The organism is Curtobacterium sp. MCBD17_013 (assembly GCF_003234565.1).
Lineage (GTDB): Bacteria > Actinomycetota > Actinomycetes > Actinomycetales > Microbacteriaceae > Curtobacterium.
In genome coordinates this window covers 131,382-150,451 of record NZ_QKTU01000006.1, presented here as the reverse complement: position 1 = coordinate 150,451, position 19,070 = coordinate 131,382, and the positions used below count along the sequence as shown (strand labels likewise).

Sequence of the window (19,070 nt, the reverse complement as noted above, 5' to 3'; positions counted from 1 at the left end):
CGGCACGTCGCCGGACCCCGTCCCCCTCAGACCCGTTCCCCTGCCCACCATCACATCCCACCTCCGTGCCGTCCCCTCCCGAGGACGGTCCACAACGCAAAGGAGCGTTCCATGAAGAAGCGCAACACGGCCCTCGCCGTCGCCGCCGGAGCCGCCGCTGTGGCCCTGGCCCTGTCCGGCTGTTCGACGTCGTCATCGTCGTCGGCGAGCGGACCGGTCACCCTCAAGGTCTGGACCGGGTTCACGGGTGGAGACCGCCCCGGGTACGCGCAGATCGTCAAGGACTTCGAGGCGTCCCACCCGGACATCAAGGTCCAGATGACCGTGCAGCCCTGGGACACCATCCAGCAGAAGCTCCCGTCGGCATGGTTGACCGGGCAGGGTCCGGACATCGCCGCGGTGTCGAGCGACCCGAACGCGGTCGCGCAGTACGTCAAGACGAACTCGGTGCTCGCCCTGACGGACACCGGCAGTGGCAAGGACCAGATCAACACGTCGAAGCTCGCGCCCGGCACCGTCAAGGAGTTCACGTACAAGGGCAAGCTCTACGGGATCCCCGCGAACTTCGCGACGCTGAGCCTGTACTACAACAAGAAGCTGTTCCAGCAGGCCGGCATCACGAACCCGCCGAAGACCATCGACGAGCTCGCGCAGGACGCGAAGAAGCTGACGACCGGTGGCCACTACGGCATCTCGCTCGCGGACAACCAGACGATCCAGATGTGGCCCGTCCTGCAGTGGCTCGAGGGCGGCGACATCGTCAACGGCAAGGGCTGCTCGGTGCTGCAGACGAGCGCCGGCCAGAAGAGCCTGTCCACGTGGGCCGACCTCGTGGCGAAGGACAAGGTGAGCCCGGTGGGGCAGACGGGTGCCGAGGCCGACTCCCTGTTCTCCGCGGGCAAGGCCGCCATGGAGATCAACGGGCCGTGGGCCGCGCCGGGTTACAAGAGCGCGGGCGTCGACCTCGGGATCGCGACCATCCCGACCGGGGTCGACGGCACGTCCGTCACGCTCGGGTCGACCGCGCCGCTGTCGGTGTCGGCCAAGACGAAGTACCCGAAGCAGGCGCAGGAGTTCCTCGCCTACTGGACGAGCAAGTCGACGCAGGAGAAGTTCTCGCTGAAGACCGGGTTCCCGCCGCTGCGCACCGACATGACCGACGACGCCAAGCTCACGGCCGACCCGACGGTGTCGGTGTTCGCGTCGCAGGTCGGCAACGCCCGCCTGTACCTGCCGCACGTCCCCCAGGCGACCAAGGTCGACTCGGACGGCTACGTGCCGCTCATCGGCAAGATCACGCGCGGGACCTCGGTCGCGAGTGCGACCAAGGACGCCGCGCAGACGATCGACGGCCTCACGGGCTGCTCGCAGTGACCAGCCACACCTCGGAGCGGGTCCCGTCGCGCAGCACGCGCGACGGGGCCGGCACCACCCCAGGGTCGCGCAGCGGTGGGGAGGGCCGGCGCGCGACCGCTCGTCGGTTCCGGTTCCAGCCGGCCTGGCTCTTCATGGCGCCGAGCCTGCTGATCCTGGGCGTGTTCGTGATCTTCCCGATCTTCCGGTCGCTGTACTACAGCTTCTTCGACTGGACCGTCGGGGCGAGCACGGAGCCGTTCGTCGGGTTCGGCAACTACGTCAAGCTGTTCCACGACCACCAGTTCTGGAACGCGCTCGGCGTGACGCTCGAGTTCACGATCGTGTCCGTCGTGCTCCTGCTCGTGTTCGGGTTCCTGTCGGCCCTGGCGCTCCAGGGCGAGGGGATCGCGACGCGCATCGTCCGATCGATCTTCTTCTTCCCGACGATCGTCTCGCTCGTCACGATCGGCCTGGTCTGGAAGTTCCTGCTCGACCCGGACATCGGGCTCGTCGGCGGCCTCACCGCGGCGCTCGGTCTGCCCTCGATCGGGTGGCTCCAGTCGACGACCCTCGCCCTGCCGACGGTGATCTTCGTGTCGGTCTGGAAGAGCGTCGGCTTCGCCATGATCCTGTTCGTCGCGGGCCTCAAGGGCGTCCCCGGCGAGCGGTACGAGGCGGCCCAGCTCGACGGCGCCGGCCGGTGGGCCACGGTGTGGTCGATCACGATCCCGAGCATCCGGCCCACGCTGCTGTTCACCTCGATGATCCTGACCATCCAGTCGTTCCAGGTCTTCGACCTCGTCTACGTCATGACCGGCGGCGGCCCGGTGTTCCACACCGACTCGCTGGTCAACCTGCTCTACCGCGACGGGTTCGTCGACTACCAGACCGGGTACGCGTCTGCGATCTCGTGGGTGCTGTTCGCGATCATCATGCTCATCTCGCTCGTCCAGCTCAGATTGTTCAGGTACAACGATGTCGACTGACACCTCCGTGGCGGACGTGCCCCGGACCTCCCGTTCGTCACGCGGCGGCGACGACCGCGGCGACCGGTCCACGCCCACGCAGCGCAGGCAGCACGGGCCGCGGCCCGCCGTGCGCACGGTGGACGTGCTCAAGTGGGTCTACCTCGGCGTCGGGGTCGTGTTCGCGCTCGTGCCCTTCATCTGGATGGTCTCCGGGTCGTTCCGGAGCGAGAGCGACCTGTTCCACAACCCCGCGAGCCTGTTCCCGACGAGCATCACCATGCACGGGTACGTCGGCGTCTGGCAGCAGCTGTCGTTCGTCCGGCTGCTCGTCAACACGTTCGTGTTCGCGGGCGTGACGACGGCGCTGACCCTGCTGTTCGACTCGATGTGCGCCTACGCCCTGGCGCGGATGCGGTTCGTCGGTCGGAACGTCGCGTTCGTCATCGTCATCGCGACCCTCATGGTGCCGTTCCAGGTGACCCTGATCCCCGTGTTCGTCGAGCTGTTCCACTTCGGCTGGCTGAACACCTACCAGGGGCTCATCGTTTCGCGGGCGACGAGCGCGTTCGGCATCTTCCTGTTCCGGCAGTTCTTCGTCAGCATCCCGCCGGAGCTCGACGAGGCGGCGCGCATCGACGGCGCCGGGCACTGGCGGATCTACTGGCAGGTCGTGCTCCCGCTCGCCAAACCGGCGATCGCCACCGTCGCCGTGCTCAACGGGATGAACCTGTGGAACGACCTGCTCTGGCCGCTCGTCGTCACGACGTCGAACGACATGCTCACCCTGCCGGCCGGCCTGACGCTGTTCGGCGGCCAGCACGTGACCGACCACGCGATCCTGCTCGCCGGTGCGACCATCTCGCTGGTCCCGATCGCGATCGCGTTCTTCTTCGCACAGAAGTACTTCGTGGCCGGCGTCGCGACGAGTGGACTGAAGTGATGGGCGACTTCACCTGGGTCCTCGGGATCGAGGACACCTCGGTCCACCCGCCGGCGCACTTCGCGATGGCGCCGCTCGACGAGTACGACCTGACGGAGCACACCGAGCACTGGCGCGCGGACCTCACCGCCGCGCGCGACCTCGGCGCGGGGGCGGTCCGGTACGGCGTGAACTGGCCGCTCGTGCACACCGCGCCGGACACCTACGACTGGAGCACCCTCGACGAGCGGCTCCGGTTCGCGGTCGAGGAGCTCGGGCTGACGGTGATCGCCGATCTCGTGCACTACGGCACGCCGACCTGGCTCGACGGCTCGTTCGCCGACCCGCGCTACCCCGACGTCGTCGCGGCGTTCGCGGGTGCGTTCGCGGCGCGCTACCGCGGGTTGGTCGACCACGTCACACCCTTGAACGAACCCGTCACGACGGCGTCGTTCTGCGGCCTCCGCGGCGTGTGGCCGCCGGCGCTCACCGGCTGGGACGGCTGGGTGCGTGTGACGCTCGCGCTGGCCGAGGGGATCACCCGGTCCGTCGCGGCGATCCGGGCGGCCAACCCGGGCGCGGTCATCGTGCACGTCGAGGCGTCGTCCCTGTTCGCCACGGACGACCCCGCGCTCGCGGGCGAGGCCGAGCACCTGACCGCGATCGGCACCGTGCCGACGGATCTGGTGCTCGGGCTGGTCGGCGTGCAGCACCCCATGCACGGGTGGCTGCTCGAGCACGGCGCCGCACCGGAGCAGCTCGCGCGTCTCCGGGCCGACCCGGCACGCATCGACGTGCTCGGCGTCAACTACTACCCCGACCTGTCCCCGCGGACCCTCGTCGCCGACGGCACCGACGTGGTGCAGATCGCGACGGACCGCTGGACCGACGGGCTCGTCACGAGCCTGCGCGGGTTCGAGGCGCGCTACGGCCTGCCCATGATGGTCACGGAGACGAGCATCGAGGGCACGGACGAGGTCCGGACGGCCTGGGTGCGCGACTCGGTCCACGCGGTCCAGGAACTCGTGGCGGGCGGCATGGACCTGCGCGGGTACACCTGGTGGCCCCTGTTCGACTTCGTCGACTGGTCGTACGCGTCCGGCGGTCGGAACGTCGAGGAGTTCGCGGTTCCCGACGAGGTCGTGGCCGCCCGGGTCGTCGGCGGGCGCAAGACCCCGTCGCTGCGCCGCATGGGGCTGGTCCGGCTCGAGGAGCAGGCGGACGGCTCCCTGCAGCGCGTCCCGACCGGGGCGGCAGCGGCGTTCGGGACCGAGACCGGCGCGCCGGCCAACCGTCTGTACAACGTTGTAACGGCTGCGGCAGACTGGACGCCATGACGACGCTGCGCGGCGAGGAAGCCGCTCCCCGGACCCTGTCCGTCCCCGAACCGGCGAGCCGCCAGGACGGTACCCACCCCCGGCCGCAACTCGTCCGTCCGGCCTGGGCCGACCTCGACGGGCCGTGGTCGTTCCGCCACGACGACGGCGACGAGGGCCTGGGCGCGGGCTGGTCGGCGGGCTTCCGGCCGGAGCACGGGGCGACGGACCGCACGATCACGGTGCCGTTCCCGCCCGAGTCAGTCGCGTCGGGCATCGACGAGCCGGGATTCCACCCCGTGGTCTGGTACGCGCGCAGCATCTCGGCCGAGGACCTCGAGCGTGCCGGGCGCTCGGCCGACGCGTCCCGGGTGCTCCTGCACTTCGGTGCGGTCGACTACCGCGCGACGGTGTGGCTGGACGGGGTGCGCCTCGGCGAGCACGAGGGCGGGCACACGCCGTTCTCGTTCGACGTGACGCACGTGCTCGACGCCAGCACGGACGTCGACGCCGGCACCGACACCACGCACACCCTGGTCGTCCGCGCCGAGGACGACCCGCACGACGTCACGCAGCCCCGCGGCAAGCAGGACTGGCACGAGCACCCCCACGTGATCTGGTATCGGCGCACCACGGGGATCTGGCAGACCGTGTGGCTCGAGGCGGTCCCCCCGGTGTCGGTCGCGGCGCTCCGGTGGGAGACCGAGTTCCCCGGCTCGGTGGTCCGGGGCACGGTCCGGATCGCCGGTCGGGTGACCGCGGACACGACACTGTCGGTGTCGCTCCGCCACGAGGACGGTGACGAGGACCTCGGCAGCGCCTCCGTCGTCGTGCCGGCGGGCGCCACGACCGTGGACGTCGTCGTCCCCGTCGCGCGGCAGACGAACGGGCAGGCGTACGACGAGATCGTGTGGACGCCGGAGACCCCGCGGCTCATCGACGCCACCGTCGTGCTCGGGCACCCCGACGGGTCCGGGGACGTCGTCGCGTCGTACCTCGGGTTCCGGTCGGTCGCGGTCGACCGGGGGGCGTTCCTGCTCAACGACCGCCCGTACGACGTCCGGAGCGTCCTCAACCAGGGCTACTGGCCGGATTCGAACCTCACCGCGCCGAGCCCGGCCGCGTTCCGTCGTGAGGTCGAGCTCATCAAGGAGCTCGGGTTCACCGCGACCCGGATCCACCAGAAGATCGAGGACCCGCGGTTCCTGTTCTGGGCGGACCGCCTCGGACTCCTGGTCTGGGGCGAGGCGCCGGGTGCGTACGCGTTCACCCCGACGGCGGTGCAGCGGCTCATGCGGGAGTGGATGGACGCCGTCGAGCGCGACGTGTCCCACCCGTGCATCGTGACGTGGGTGCCGGCGAACGAGAGCTGGGGCGTGCAGCACATCGCGCACGAACCGGCCCAGCAGGCGTACGCCCGGGCGCTCGCCGACGTCACGCGGGCGCTCGACCCGTCACGGCCCGTGATCTCGAACGACGGCTGGGAGCACGCCGCGTCGGACATCCTCAGCGTGCACGACTACGAGGCCTCGGGCGAGGTCCTCGCCGCGACCTACGCCGACGACGCCGCCCGTACCCGCTTGCTCGCCGGGATGGGCCCGGCCGGCCGGCGGATCCTGGTCGGCGACGCCGAGGACCACGGCCAGCCGGTCATGCTCACGGAGTTCGGCGGGGTCAACTACCAGCCGGGTGCCGACCGCGACGACGCCTGGGGGTACTCCGTCGCGGTGGACGGCGACGACTACGTCGACCGGATCACCGCGCTGTACGACGGCATCCGCGCCAGTTCGTTCCTCGCCGGGTCCTGCTACACGCAGTTCACGGACACGCTGCAGGAGACGAACGGGCTGCTCACCGCCGAGCGCGAGCCGAAGGTGCCGATCGAGCGGATCCGCCGCGCCGTCGCCGGACGCGACTGATCGCGGCCGGGAGGGACGTGGCGGGTCCCGCCCCGTCCCTCCCGGCTCAACCGCGCAGCGTGGCGCGGGGATGCTCCCCGAACCGCGCGCGGTACGCCCCCGCGAACCGTCCGAGGTGCGTGAAGCCCCACGCCTGCGCGACCCCGGCGACGGTCGTCCCCGGTACGCCCTGTTGCAACTCCGCGTGGACGCGGTCGAGGCGGGCCTGCCGTAGGTACCCGAGCGGTGTGGTGTCGAGCACGCGCTGGAAGCCCTCCTGCAACGCCCGCACGCTGAGGTGCGCCGCGGCCGCGATCTCGGTGGTGCCGATCGGCTCGTGCACATGGGCCTGCACGTACTCCACCGCGGCCCGGATCCGTGCGTTCCGCGGCAGGAGCACCGCGGACGGCAGGGCGTCGGCGAGGGGCGGGTAGAGCCCGAGGAACGCGATCGCCGTCATCCGCGTGAGTTCGTCCCACAGCAGGGGACTGACCGGGCCGGAGCGCATGGTGTTCGACACGAGTCCCACGGTGCCCTGCCAGCTGCGGACCGCGGCGTCGGTGGGGGCGGCCGTGTGGTCGAACCGCAGGTCCTCGCCGGCGAGGCCCTGCTCGCGGGCGATGCGGTCGACGTGGTCACGCCCCAGGTGCACGAGCTTCTGGTCGTAGTCCGTGAACCGGAACACGAAGGACCGGTGCGCCGGGAACAGCAGCGGCCGCCCGGGGACCATGCGCAGGTCGTCGTGGCCGAGGTCGACCGTCGACCGCCCTGCCGTCAGCCACTGCACGACGTAGTCGCCGCCCGGCGGGACGTCGCCCTGGATCTCGCCGTGCATGCGCGAGGTCCGGAGTGTCAGGTCCGTGTCGCCCATCGCGGCGTAGCGGTAGCGGTAGGGCGTCGCCCGCGTCGGTGCCGAGGACCAGGCCGCGCCGGCGTAGAGCCGGGGCAGGTCGTCCATGGCCTGATCGGCGTCGAGGCCGTGGGCCTCGATTCGGATGGGAGTGGCCGCTGCACCGGTCGTGGTGTCCATCGCTCCCGTGGTGTCCTCGCCGCTCGCGGGCGTCCGTCGGTCCTCGACGCAGGGCGACGAGTCGGGGAGACCGCGCAGTGACGAGGATAGGCGGAAGGAGGAGGAAAAGCAAAGAAAATTGGACAATCCGACCGCGGTGCCCCGCTCGTTCTGCGGTGGCCCGCGCCTCCGGATCAGCCCTGGGGCACGCCGAGTTCCAGCGCCCGCACGACCCGGTCGAGCAGGCCCACCAACCGCTTGCGGTCCCGCGGGCCCACCTCGTCGAGCACCACGCGCAACGCCTCCTGCGTCCCCCCGACCGCCTCCCGCATCGCGGTCTTCGTCGTGTCGGACAGGCAGATCAACTTGCTGCGGCGGTCCGTCGGATCGACCTCACGGAGCACGTGGCCGCGAGCCTCCAGGCGCTCGAGGATGACGCTCGTCGCGGCGCTCGTCATGCCGACGTGCTGCGTGAGGTCCTTGACGCGGACGGCACGACCGACCGCCTCGGCCCGCGCGATGAACTGGAGGACGACGAGGTCCGTGCCACCGACACCGAGCCGCGCGCGGAGCCGTGAACGGAGCGCCGCATCCGCCGCCTCCACGCGGGTCAACGCCGCCACGACGTCGATCGCCTCGTCGATGCGTTCGTCCTCACGACGCGTGCGGTCGTCGTCGGCGGTCGGCTCGGACACGATGCTCCCCGGGGTCGTTCGATCTGCGAACAGTTTGCCACCGCGACCGTCGATGCGCTCAGCTGTCCTCCACCACGCTCATGACGTTGCCCGACGGGTCCGTGAACCAGGCGATCAGCGGCCCGCCGTGGCGGTTCACCCCCGAATCGTCCGTCAGCCCCTCGTACTGCTCGAACACCACGCCGCGCTCCGTCAGGTCCGCGACCGTCGCGGGGACGTCCGGCACCGGGAAGTTGAGGACCGTGAACGACGCCGGCTCGTGCGCGTCGCCCTTCGGGTACACGAGCACGGGCGTCCCGCCGCCGACCTCGAGCATGAGCATGCCGTTCGCCTCGTGCACCGACAGTCCCAGCACGTCCTCGTAGAACGCCCGCGCCTCGGCGGTGTCCCGCACCGAGAACCCGCTGAACGCCCTCGTCGCATCGATCATGGCCGACAGTGTCCCTCCGACCGTGCCGGAGCACCAGACCCCGCACCCTGGCATCCGGACCGTCGGGTGGGAGACTTGCGACATGCCGCCCACCCCCGCCTCCGTCGACGTCGCGGCCGCCGTGGAGCGGGCCCTCACGCTCGTCGCCGACCCTCCGCCCACCGGGAGGGCCGTGCTCGGCATCGCGGGCAGCCCCGGCTCCGGCAAGTCGACCCTCGCGCGCCGTGTGGTCGCCGCCGTCACCGCGGCGCACGGGCCGGGCGTCGCCGTCCAGGTGCCCATGGACGGGTTCCACCTGGCGAACGCCGCGCTCGCCGCCCTCGGTCGGTCCGACCGGAAGGGCGCGATCGACACCTTCGACGCCGCCGGCTACGTCGCGCTCGTGCGCCGGCTCGTCGCCGCCGGCGAGGACGTCACGTGGGCGCCCGACTTCGACCGGCGGGTCGACGAGCCCGTGGCGGGCAGCATCGCCGTGCCACGCGCCGTGCGACTCGTGGTCACCGAGGGCAACTACCTGCTCGACCGGGACGAGCCGTGGGCACTACTGCCGGGCCTCCTGACCGAGACCTGGTTCTGCCGGACCGACGACGCCGTCCGGATCGACCGGCTCGTCGGACGCCACATGCGGCACGGCCGCGACCACGCGGCGGCCCGGGCCTGGGCGACCGAGGTCGACGGCGCGAACGCCCGGCGCATCGAACCGACGGCGGACCGCGCCGACCTCGTCGTCACCACCTGACCCCCACCGCACCCGACCGGGAGGACCGGCACATGTCCGACACGACACCCGCCGCGGCGGATCCCCAGCCCGTCATCGCCGTCACCGGTGCCACCGGGCACGTCGGCGGTGCCGTCGCGCGGGCGCTCGCCGCTGGCGGTCGACCGTTCCGCGCGGTCGTCCGCGACCCAGCCCGGGCACCCCGGCTCGCCGGAGCCGAGGTCGCCGTGGCCGCCTTCGCCGACGCGGACGCCGCTCGTGCCGCGCTCGCCGGTGTCGACGTCCTGCTCATGGTCTCGGCGGCCGAGGCGGAGGACCGCCTCGAGCAGCACCGCGCCTTCGTCCGCGCCGCTGCCGGGGCCGGGGTCCGCCACGTCGTGTACACGTCGTTCGTCGGCGCGGCGCCCGACGCCACCTTCACGCTCGGGCGCGACCACCACGCCACCGAGGAGGCGATCCGCGCGTCGGGCATGACGTGGACGTTCCTCCGCGACTCGTTCTACCTCGACTTCGTGGAGGAGCTCGTCGGCGAGGACGGCGTCATCCGCGGTCCGGCCGGGGACGGTGCGATGGCGGCGGTCGCCCGCGCGGACGTCGCGCGGGTCGCGACCACGGTCCTCCTGGACCCGGACCAGCACGCTGGAGCGACCTACGCGCTCACCGGGCCCGAGGCCGTCACCCTGGCCGAGGCGGCGGCGATCGTGTCGGACGTCCGCGGCCGCACAGTGACCTACCACCCCGAGACGCTCGACGAGGCGTACGCGTCACGGGCGCGCTGGGACCCCGCTCCGTGGCAGGCGGACGCCTGGGTGAGCACGTACACCGCGATCGCCGAGGGTGCGCTCGCGGCCGTCAGCGGTGACGTCGAGCGGGTGACCGGGCGGCGCCCGATGTCCCTGCGCGAGGTGCTCGCGGCGGGCTGATCGCCCGCACTCGAAAGAGATGCTGCTCTCCCCGGTGCCGTTCCACCTCCCCGGCTCATCAGGCCTTTTCGACTATCAACAGGGCATGACCGGCCGGTACTCGAAACCTACTTGAAGCCGTAGGCTCGGTCCGATGAGCGCGAACGACGTAGACCGTGCCCTCACTGCTCCGCGCGACGAGGTCGGTCCCGAGCTGTGTGCCCTCCTCGAGGATCAGTGGTTCGACCGGAAGTCGATCGCTATTGCGACAATCCCTCCCACGGCTTGGCCACCTCGCGCATGAGTCGCAGGCGGACGCCGATGCTCGAGATTCGAAAGGCTGACCCAGCCCCGGGTTGCGTAGGGCGGTCATAGCAGGAGGAGTTGTGTCGTGGTGGCGGTCAACTGGTCCAGGCCGGCCGGGGGTGCGGTGTGGCGCCAGGCGAGACTGACTGCTACTGGTGGTGCGTCGCGGACGAGCCGGAAGGTCACGCCGGTTCGTGGGTGTTGGGCCCGGGTCGCTTCGGTCGTGATGCCGACGGCTTGCCCGGCGGCCACGAGGGTGAGCCAGTCGTCGACGTGTCTGGTGTCCCTGAACTCGGCGGGGTGGTCCATGCGGAACTGACCGACCTCGCTAGTCGACGTTCCGGGCCGCGATGGTCCCCGACACCCCGAGCACGAGCACCGCACCGACGACGACGAGCAGGGGCACGGTCCAGCCGCCCGAGACCTCGTGCAGCGTCCCGGCGACGAGCGGACCCGCACTGCCGAGCAGGTACCCGCCGCCCTGCACCAGCGCGGACATGCGGCGGGCGTCGGCGTCGGTCGTCACGAGCCGCACGACGATGATGAACACGACCGTGATGCCACCGCCCTGGGCGGCACCGCCGCAGATCGACCAGAGGAGCCAGAGCTGCGGTGCGAGGAGCAGCCCGAGCGGCATCGCGAGCCAGAACAGACTGACGAGCACGATGATCGAGCGGGGCCGCCAGCGGGACGCGAGCACGGGGACGCCGAGGGCCCCGACGACCGCGAGGATCTGGAAGACCGAGGAGCTCGCGCCCGCCGAGGCCGTGTCGAACCCGATCTCGTCGTGCAGGAGCGTCGGGATCCACGCGGTCAGGGCGTAGTACGAGAACGCCTGACCCGCGAACGCCAGGACGAGGCCCCACGTGACGAGCCGCCGCGCCGGGGCTGGTGCGGTGGCGTGCCGCTGGGTCTCCGGGACGAGGACCTGGTCGATCGGGCCGGTGACCGGGAGCGGCTCGGCGCTCGCGGTGATCGGACCTCGGAGTGCGGCGCGAACGCCGACCGCGCGCGACCACGCGGCAGCCGCGATGAGCACGAACACGCCCCAGATCGCGATCGCGACGGGCCAGCCGACGACCGCGGCGAGGGGGGCCGTGCCGAGCGAGGTGATCATCGACCCGACGTTGAGCGCCGACGTGTAGACGCCGGTCACGATGCCGACGCGCTCGGGTGAGGAGTCGCGGTGGATGACGACGGGCACGACGACGTTCCCGATCGTGATCGCGATGCCGATGAGCGCCGTCCCGGCGACGAGGGCCCACGACGTGCCGGCGGAACGGAGGAGCGTGCCGGCGAGCACCCCGACGAGCGACGCCGTCACGGCACGCTCCGGGTCGAGCCGGGCGATCACCCACGACGCCAGCGGGGTCGCGAGCGCGAAGCACAGCACCGGGATCGTCGTGAGGAGCCCGGCGACCGTCGGGGTCAGGCCGAGGTCGTGCCGGACGTCGCCGATGACCGGGGCGACCGCCACGACGGGACCGCGCAGGTTGAGCGCGATGAGCACGATCGCCGCGGGCACGAGCCACGCGGCCCGCTCGCGGACCCGGGCGCCGGTGCGGTCGGACATCACAGCAGGATGGGGAGCAGGTCGAGCGGCTCGGCGGCCCGGGCGATCGTGCCGGCGGCCTCGGCGGGGGAGCCGTACCCCCACTCGGCGAACACGACCGGGACGCCGTGGGCGGCGGCGCCCTCGACGTCGTGGTGCCGGTCGCCGACGAGGACCGGCCGCGACACGTCGACCCCGCGCGCGGCGAGCCGGCGCAGTGCCTCGGCGACGACGTCGGCTTTGGCGCTGCGGACCTCGTCGTCACTCGCGCCCGTCACGACGTCGAGGTACGGCAGGAGCCCGAAGTGCTCGAGGATGTAGGTCGCCGGGGTCTCGGGCTTGCTCGTCGCGGTCGAGGTCGGCACGCCGGCCTCGCGCACGCGCCGCAGGACCTCGGGCATCCCCGGGTACACCCGCGCGTCGAGGGTGCCGTGGGCGAGGTAGTGCTCCCGGTAGACCTGCAGCGTGTGCTGGACCTGGTCCTCGTCCATCCCCATGCTGCGGAACGAGTCGAGGATCGGCGGCCCCACGAAGCTGAGGAGCGTGGCGGGCGACGGCACCGGCACCCCGATGCGTTCGAACGTGTACGTGAGGCTCGACGTGATCCCGGGCGCCGAGTCGCAGATCGTGCCGTCGAGGTCGAACAGGATCGCGGAGAACGGGCTGGACATCGGTTCCAGCCTATGGGACGGGCGCTGCGTGGCCGTGGTGGGTGGGGCCTCCCGGCCGGGAGGCACGTCCCCACCCCGTCGCGTCGCTCGGCGAGCGCGCGTGGTTCAGAACAGGCGGGTGTGCCCGCCCTCGATGCCGCGCATGGCGTCGTAGTCGAGGACGAGGCAGCGGATCCCGCGGTCCTCGGCGAGGGTGCGGGCCTGCGGCGCGAACGTCTGCGCCGCCAGGACGCCCTGGACCGGGCGGAGGTGCGGGTCGCGGTTCATGAGCTCGAGGTACCGCGTGAGCTGCTCGACCGCGTCGATCGTGGCGTTGCGCTTCATCTCGACCGCGACGGCGGCACCGGCGGCGTCGCGGGCCAGGATGTCGACGGGGCCGATGGCGGTCATGTACTCGCGACGGACGAGCGTGTGGCCGTCGCCGAGGAGCTCGATCTGCTCGGCGAGGAGCTGCTGCAGGTGGGCCTCGACGCCGTCCTTGACGAGCCCCGGGTCGACGCCCATGTCGTGGGACTCGTCCGAGACGACCTCGTGGATGCTGACGACGAGGCGGTCCTGCGTCTTCTTCTGCGTGACCGTCCAGACCTCGGTGATGCCCGCGGCCGCCTGGTCCTCGTCGGGCTCGGCCGTGCTGATCGTGCAGGGCGGGCTCATCCAGTTGAGCGGCTTGTAGCTGCCGCCGTCGGAGTGGACGAGGAGCGAGCCGTCCGACTTGAGCATGAGGAGCCGGGTGGCCAGGGGGAGGTGGGCCGAGAGTCGTCCGGCGTAGTCGACGGAGCAGCGGGCGATGACGAGACGCACCCGACGAGCCTAGTCAGCGCCGGCCGGCGTGTTCGTCCGTGTCGAACCGGTTCCTTCCGGTCGAACCGCCGGATGTGGGTGTTCCACCGGAAGGGCGCGGTTCGACCTGGGGGCGGGTGCGCTCGCGGGCGGCACCCGACGCGAGCCCTGCGAGGACGATGAACACGACCACGACGAGCAGGGCGTGCAGGAGCCCGAACTGCTTGCCGAGGAACCCGATCACGGGCGGGCCGGCCAGGAACGCGACGTAGCCGATCGTGGCGACGGCGCTCACGCGGATGGCCGCGTTCCGGGGGTCGTCGGCGGCGGCGGACATCCCCATCGGGAACCCGAGCGATGCCCCGATGCCCCAGAGCACCACGCCGACGATCGCGAGGGGCACCGACGGCACGAGGATGAGCACGAGCAGGCCGACGAGGGCGAGCGCCGCACTGCCGCGGAGCACCGGCACCCGGCCGAACCGGTCGATCACGAACACACCACCCGCGCGACCCACCGTCATCGCCGCGACGAACACCGACAGCACGGCACTGCCCTCCGCGTTGGTCAGGCCGTGGCCGTCCACCATCGCGAGGGGCAGCCAGTCGTTCGCGGCGCCCTCGGCCAGGGCCATCCCGAGCACGATGAGCCCGATGAGGATCGTGGCCGGTGACGCCCACACCTGCCAGCGGTTGAGGACGGCGACGGGCGAGGTGTCCGTCGACTCGGGGTGGGGCTCGGCGCGCTCGTCGCGGAGTCGAGTGACGGCGACGACCATGCCGATGCTCGCGAGGACGCCGATGCTGCCGATGTGGATCCACACGGGGACGTCCGCGGCCTCGGCGGCGGAGCCGAGTGTCGCCCCGAGGAGGGTCCCGACGCTGAACGCGGCGTGGAACAACGGCATGACGCTCCGCCCGCCGGCACGTTCGGCGCTGGCCCCGGAGACGTTCATCGACACGTCGCACAGACCGTTGCCGAACCCGAACGCGGTGAGGCAGCCCCAGATCGCCCAGAACCCCCAGCCGGCCGAGACGGCGATCGACGCGCTCACCATGCCGACGACGAGCAGGACCGCGGCGACCTGGATCCCGCGTCGTGCCCCGAGCCGGGCGACGATGTGGCTCGCCGCGGACAGCCCCACGATGGAGCCGACCGACATGCCGAGTACGAGCAGCCCCATCTCGGACGTCGAGGCGTGCAGCGAGTCGCGGACGCTCGGGACCCGTCCGAGCCAGGTGGCCATGTCGAGGCCGGAGAGGGTGAACACGACGAACACGGCGTTGCGCCAGGTCCGCGTGCCCGGGGTCCGGGTGCTCGTCGGCGTGGTCACGCGGCCTCCTCGTCGTCGATCCGGTGCGGGCGGTCATTCGTCGCTCGAATCGATTCGACCCAGGATCGGTCGTTACGCTACCGAGCCATGGACAACGCGGCAAGGGAGACCGGCGCGTCGGACGTGGGCACCGCCTCCAGGCCGCGTGGTGACGCCCGACGGCCGACGCTCGCCGCCGTCGCGCGCGCGGCGGGGGTGGCACCGTCGACCGCCTCGCTCGCGTTCAGCGGTGCCGGTCCGGTCGCCGCGGAGACGAAGGAGCGCGTGCTCGCCGTCGCGGCCGAGCTCGGGTACGACGGCCCGGACCCTCGCGCACGATCGCTCCGCCGCGGCCGGTCCGGGGTGGTCGGCGTCGTGCTCGACGACCGCCTCAGCGACGCCTTCCGCGACCCGGTGAACGTACAGACCCTCGACGGGATCGCCGAGGTCGCCGGTGCCGCGGGCGCCTCGTTGCTGCTCGTGCGGAGCCCGCTCGACGGCGCGGAGGGGTTCGGGCCGCTCGTCGACGCCCCCGTGGACGCGGTCGTGCTCATCGGCTGCAACGTCCGGATCGACGCCGCGGTCGCGGTCCTCCGGCGGCGCGAGATCCCCGTCGTCGCGGTCGAGGCCGAGCACATCGCCGGTGCCGTGCCGATCATGCTCGACAACCGGGACGCGTCACGGCGGGGTGCGGAGTACCTCCGCGACCTCGGCCACACGGACGTCGCCGTCGTCGCGCTGCCGATCGACCCGGACCGCACCCGCGGGCCGCTCACGCCCGAGCTCGCCGGCCGGGCGACGTCGTTCATCGCCCTCGAGCGCCTCCGCGGCGTGCACGAGGTGTTCCCCGACGCCGCCGCCGTCGTCGCGGGCGGCAGCGCGGTCGAGGAGGGCCGCCTCGCCGGGGCGACCCTGTTCGCGGGACCGTCCCGGCCGACCGCCGTCGTCGCACAGAGCGACCTGCTCGCCGTCGGGGTCATCGTCGCGGCGCTCGACGCGGGGCTCCGCGTGCCGCAGGACGTCAGCGTGGTCGGGTTCGACGGCATCCGGATCGACGACAGCCTGCTGCACCGCTCGCCCGTGCAGACCCTGACGACGCTCGTGCAGCCCGCGGTGCAGAAGGGCCAGGCGGCGGCCCGGGCCGCGCTCGCGATGCTCGAGGGCGAGGAGCCCGAGCCCGCGGCCTTCCGGAGCGAGCTGCGCGTCGGGGACACCGTCGGGCCGCCGCCGGTGCACTGAGCCGGGACACGGTCGGGCCGCCGCCGCCGCTGCGCTGAGTCGCGCCGCTGCGTGAGCCGCGCCGCGCCGGCAGGCCGTGCCGGGGGCCACTCCCGCGGTCAGGACGCCATCGCGCGCCGGATCCACCCCGGCCGATGCGCCCGCACGCCGAGCGTGATCGCCCGGATGCCGATGTACCCGAACGAGAACGCCGCCCAGAGCGGCACGGGACCGGCGTGGATGCCGCCGGGAGGCGCGGCGCCGGTCCCGTGGGACCCGGCCCCCTGCGACACCACCCACAGCAGCGGCAGGTACACGACCAGGTTCACGAGCCCCGCCAGCGCCAGGTACCGCGCGTCGCCGGCACCGATGAGCACGCCGTCGAGCACGAACACGTACCCCGCCACCGGCAGCCCGATCGCGGTCACCACGAGCAGCGCGGGCAGCAGGGACCGGACGGTCGCCGCGTCCGAGAACACCGGCCCGAGCACCCCGCTCAGCGCGGCCGTGAGCAACCCGAGCAGCACCCCGCCCGCGACGCCGAGCACCACGAGGCGGGTCGTCACGAGCCGGACCCGGTCCGCCTGCCGTGCTCCGAGCGCGTGCCCGACCAGGGCCTGGCCGGCGATCGCCAGGGCGTCGAGCGCGAACGCCAGGGTCGAGAACACCGTGAGGGCCACCTGCGTCGTCGCGAGTCCGGCGACCCCCAGCCCCGCGGCGACCGACACCGTCGCGAGCATCGCCACCCGGAGCGACGCCGTCCGGAGGAACAGCCACGCGCCGGAGCGGAGCGCCCGCACGACGCCGGAGACCCCGGGGCGCAGCGACGCGCCGGTGGAACGGGCCCCCCGGACCGCGATCACGACGTACACGGCCGCCATCGCCCACTGGACGACCACGGTCCCGAGCGCGGAGCCGGTCACCCCCATCCCCGCCCCGTAGATGAGCACCGCGTTCAGCCCGCCGTTCACGACGAACCCCACCGTCGCCACGACCAACGGCGTGCGCGTGTCCTGGAGGCCCCGCAGCAGCCCGGTGGACGCCGTCACCACCAGGATCCCCGGGAGCCCGACGAGCGACACGAGCAGGTAGGTCGTCGCGGTGTCCGAGACGCTGGCCTGCGCGCCGAACAGCGCCACGAGCGGTCGGGCGAGCGGCCACCCGAGGAGCGCCAGGACGACCCCGAGTCCGAGCGCGAGCCACATGCCGTCGAGGCCGGCGTGCACGGCGCCCCGGCGGTCCCCCGCTCCGAGCGCCCGGGCCACCGCCGGTGTCGTCGAGTACGCCAGGAACACGAGCAGCCCGGTGGCCGTCTGCAGCACGCTCGACGCCAGTCCGACCGCCGCCAGGGGTGTCGCGCCGAGGTGCCCGACGAGCGCCGTGTCGGTCATGAGGAACAGCGGCTCGACGACGAGCGCGCCGAGGGCCGGCAGTGCCAGCCGGACGATGTCGCGGTCCACCCGGGAGGCCCGGCCCCGCCCGCCCCGTGGCGGACGTCCCGGGGTGGCCGGGCGGGCGGTGTCCTCGGGGCCGGGGTCCGGCGTCACCGCCGGTCGGTCGGCGTGTTCCGCGCGGTCGGCGCGGTCGCGGGTCCGCTCTCGGTGCCGGTGCCGGTGCCGGTGGGGACACCGAGTGCGTCCCGCGGACCGGTGTCGGGCCTCCCGATCGTGTCGGCGACATCGGCGGCGCCCACCGCGTCCGTCCCACGTGCCCGACCGATCAGGTCCATGAGGTGGTAGACGACGATCGCGGCGACGGTGCCGATGACGATGCCGCCGAAGGTCGCGCCGCCCACTCCGAACGTGAAGTCCGCGATGCCCATGACGAGCGCGATGCCCGCCGTGAGCTGGTTCTTCGTCCGGGCGAAGTCGACGCGGTTCTCGACCCAGATGCGGATGCCGATGATGCCGATCAAGCCGTAGAGCGCGGTCGTCGCGCCACCGAGCACCCCGGTCGGGACGGTCGCGATGACGGCGCCGATCTTCGGCGACAGCCCGAGCAGGACCGCCACGATCCCCGCGACCCAGTACGCCGCCGTCGAGAACACGCGCGTCGCGGCCATGACGCCGATGTTCTCGCCGTACGTGGTCGTGGCCGAGCCGCCGCCGAGTCCCGCGATGACGGTCGCGACGCCGTCGGCGAGGAGCGCACGCCCCGTCAGCGGGGTGAGGTCCCGTTCGGTGAGCTGCCCCACGCCCTTCACGTGCCCCACGTTCTCGGCGATCAGGGCGAGCACGACCGGGAGGAACCCGAGGTACACGGCGAGGTGGCCGCCGTCGAAGCGCGGCGCGGTGAACGTCGGGAGGCCCACCCACGCGGCCCGCGCGACCGCCGAGTAGTCGATCTGGCCCGCCAGGACCGCGGCGACGTACCCGACGACCACCCCGACGACGATCGAGAGTCGGCCGATCATGCCCCGGAACAGGACCGTGCACAGCACGATCGCCGCCAGGGTGACGAGCCCGATGACGGGGGACTTCGTGAAGTCCGCCTTCGCCGTCGGGGCGAGGTTGAACCCGATGAGCGCCACGATCGCCCCGCTGACGACGGGTGGCATGAGGACGTCGATCCACCGCGAGCCCGCGAGGTGCACCACGACCCCGACCACGGCGAGCAGCGCACCGACGAGCACGATGCCGGACAGGGCCACCGGGATGCCCCCGACCTTGGTCGCCGCGGCGATCGGGGCGAGGAACGCGAAGGAGGACCCGAGGTAGCTCGGCAGCCGGTTGCGCGTCACCACGAGGAACAGCAGCGTGCCGATGCCGCTGAACAGCAGGGTGGTCGACGGCGGGAACCCGGTGATGAGCGGGACGAGGAACGTCGCACCGAACATCGCCACGACGTGCTGGACGCCGAGGCCGACCGTCCGACCCCAGCTGAGGCGTTCCTCGGGGGCGACGATGGTGGTGGCGGAGACCGTCCGGCCGTCCCCGTGGAGCGTCCAGGGAAGAGGCATGGCCGAACCCTACCGGGGCCGGGCCGCAGCCCGGGGGAACGCCATGGGATCGTGGCTATGG

At 72.5% G+C, this 19,070-nt stretch carries 17 protein-coding genes; 8 read left to right on the top strand and 9 right to left on the bottom strand.

Annotation, left to right across the window (positions count from 1 at the left end; translation table 11 throughout):
- Nucleotides 1-111: 111 nt before the first annotated feature.
- From DEI81_RS09005 to DEI81_RS08985, 5 genes are read left to right on the top strand one after another with little or no spacing between them, the layout of a single operon-like run.
- On the top strand, nucleotides 112-1,374 hold the full coding sequence (locus DEI81_RS09005; RefSeq protein ID WP_111010369.1) for an ABC transporter substrate-binding protein: 1,263 nt from the start codon (nucleotides 112-114) through the stop codon (nucleotides 1,372-1,374).
- Nucleotides 1,371-2,342: a carbohydrate ABC transporter permease gene (locus DEI81_RS09000; protein WP_220035657.1), complete on the top strand. Its 972-nt coding sequence runs from the start codon at nucleotides 1,371-1,373 to the stop codon at nucleotides 2,340-2,342. Before DEI81_RS09005 ends, DEI81_RS09000 begins: the two co-directional genes overlap by 4 nt.
- On the top strand, nucleotides 2,332-3,264 hold the full coding sequence (locus DEI81_RS08995; RefSeq protein WP_111010368.1) for a carbohydrate ABC transporter permease: 933 nt from the start codon (nucleotides 2,332-2,334) through the stop codon (nucleotides 3,262-3,264). The genes DEI81_RS09000 and DEI81_RS08995 overlap by 11 nt, the downstream gene beginning before the upstream one ends.
- The gene (locus DEI81_RS08990) at nucleotides 3,264-4,580 is read left to right on the top strand and encodes a family 1 glycosylhydrolase (protein ID WP_111010367.1); all 1,317 of its coding nucleotides are present in this window, start codon (nucleotides 3,264-3,266) and stop codon (nucleotides 4,578-4,580) included. Before DEI81_RS08995 ends, DEI81_RS08990 begins: the two co-directional genes overlap by 1 nt.
- Nucleotides 4,577-6,478 carry a glycoside hydrolase family 2 TIM barrel-domain containing protein gene (locus DEI81_RS08985; RefSeq protein WP_111010366.1) on the top strand — a complete coding sequence of 634 codons (1,902 nt, stop codon included), beginning with the start codon at nucleotides 4,577-4,579 and terminating at the stop codon, nucleotides 6,476-6,478. The genes DEI81_RS08990 and DEI81_RS08985 overlap by 4 nt, the downstream gene beginning before the upstream one ends.
- Before the next feature lie 46 nt (nucleotides 6,479-6,524).
- On the opposite strand, the gene DEI81_RS08980 is transcribed toward DEI81_RS08985, so the two are convergent.
- From DEI81_RS08980 to DEI81_RS08970, 3 genes are all read right to left on the bottom strand, one after another.
- Entirely contained in the window at nucleotides 6,525-7,487 is a 963-nt protein-coding gene (locus tag DEI81_RS08980) for a helix-turn-helix transcriptional regulator (RefSeq protein ID WP_111010365.1), read from the bottom strand.
- A gap of 173 nt (nucleotides 7,488-7,660) precedes the next feature.
- Entirely contained in the window at nucleotides 7,661-8,161 is a 501-nt protein-coding gene (locus DEI81_RS08975) for a MarR family winged helix-turn-helix transcriptional regulator (RefSeq protein WP_181435359.1), read from the bottom strand.
- Nucleotides 8,162-8,219: 58 nt separating this feature from the next.
- Nucleotides 8,220-8,591 (bottom strand): VOC family protein, encoded by a 372-nt coding sequence (locus DEI81_RS08970; RefSeq protein WP_111010363.1) that lies wholly within the window; start codon nucleotides 8,589-8,591, stop codon nucleotides 8,220-8,222.
- A gap of 82 nt (nucleotides 8,592-8,673) precedes the next feature.
- Here DEI81_RS08970 and DEI81_RS08965 point away from each other — a divergent pair, with 82 nt between their 5' ends.
- Complete coding sequence (locus tag DEI81_RS08965; RefSeq protein ID WP_111010405.1) at nucleotides 8,674-9,330, top strand: nucleoside/nucleotide kinase family protein; 657 nt, start codon at nucleotides 8,674-8,676, stop codon at nucleotides 9,328-9,330.
- A gap of 32 nt (nucleotides 9,331-9,362) precedes the next feature.
- Nucleotides 9,363-10,232, top strand: a complete 870-nt coding sequence (locus DEI81_RS08960; RefSeq protein WP_111010362.1) for an SDR family oxidoreductase — start codon at nucleotides 9,363-9,365, stop codon at nucleotides 10,230-10,232.
- A gap of 613 nt (nucleotides 10,233-10,845) precedes the next feature.
- Here the strand turns inward: DEI81_RS08960 and DEI81_RS08950 are convergent.
- The 4 genes from DEI81_RS08950 to DEI81_RS08935 all read right to left on the bottom strand — a co-directional run bounded on the left by DEI81_RS08950 (nucleotide 10,846) and on the right by DEI81_RS08935 (nucleotide 14,853).
- On the bottom strand, nucleotides 10,846-12,090 hold the full coding sequence (locus tag DEI81_RS08950) for a CynX/NimT family MFS transporter (protein ID WP_111010360.1): 1,245 nt from the start codon (nucleotides 12,088-12,090) through the stop codon (nucleotides 10,846-10,848).
- On the bottom strand, nucleotides 12,090-12,740 hold the full coding sequence (locus DEI81_RS08945; protein WP_111010359.1) for an HAD hydrolase-like protein: 651 nt from the start codon (nucleotides 12,738-12,740) through the stop codon (nucleotides 12,090-12,092). Before DEI81_RS08945 ends, DEI81_RS08950 begins: the two co-directional genes overlap by 1 nt.
- Before the next feature lie 105 nt (nucleotides 12,741-12,845).
- The gene (gene nucS / locus DEI81_RS08940; RefSeq protein WP_111010358.1) at nucleotides 12,846-13,541 is read right to left on the bottom strand and encodes an endonuclease NucS; all 696 of its coding nucleotides are present in this window, start codon (nucleotides 13,539-13,541) and stop codon (nucleotides 12,846-12,848) included.
- 13 nt (nucleotides 13,542-13,554) lie between these two features.
- Nucleotides 13,555-14,853 carry an MFS transporter gene (locus DEI81_RS08935; RefSeq protein WP_111010357.1) on the bottom strand — a complete coding sequence of 433 codons (1,299 nt, stop codon included), beginning with the start codon at nucleotides 14,851-14,853 and terminating at the stop codon, nucleotides 13,555-13,557.
- 87 nt (nucleotides 14,854-14,940) lie between these two features.
- Between DEI81_RS08935 and DEI81_RS08930 the strand changes: the two genes are divergently transcribed.
- Nucleotides 14,941-16,071 carry a LacI family DNA-binding transcriptional regulator gene (locus DEI81_RS08930; RefSeq protein ID WP_111010356.1) on the top strand — a complete coding sequence of 377 codons (1,131 nt, stop codon included), beginning with the start codon at nucleotides 14,941-14,943 and terminating at the stop codon, nucleotides 16,069-16,071.
- 98 nt (nucleotides 16,072-16,169) lie between these two features.
- On the opposite strand, the gene DEI81_RS08925 is transcribed toward DEI81_RS08930, so the two are convergent.
- Both DEI81_RS08925 and DEI81_RS08920 read right to left on the bottom strand, forming a co-directional pair.
- Nucleotides 16,170-17,597 carry an MATE family efflux transporter gene (locus DEI81_RS08925; protein ID WP_375334767.1) on the bottom strand — a complete coding sequence of 476 codons (1,428 nt, stop codon included), beginning with the start codon at nucleotides 17,595-17,597 and terminating at the stop codon, nucleotides 16,170-16,172.
- Complete coding sequence (locus DEI81_RS08920; protein ID WP_111010355.1) at nucleotides 17,594-19,009, bottom strand: uracil-xanthine permease family protein; 1,416 nt, start codon at nucleotides 19,007-19,009, stop codon at nucleotides 17,594-17,596. The genes DEI81_RS08925 and DEI81_RS08920 overlap by 4 nt, the downstream gene beginning before the upstream one ends.
- Nucleotides 19,010-19,070: the final 61 nt, after the last annotated feature.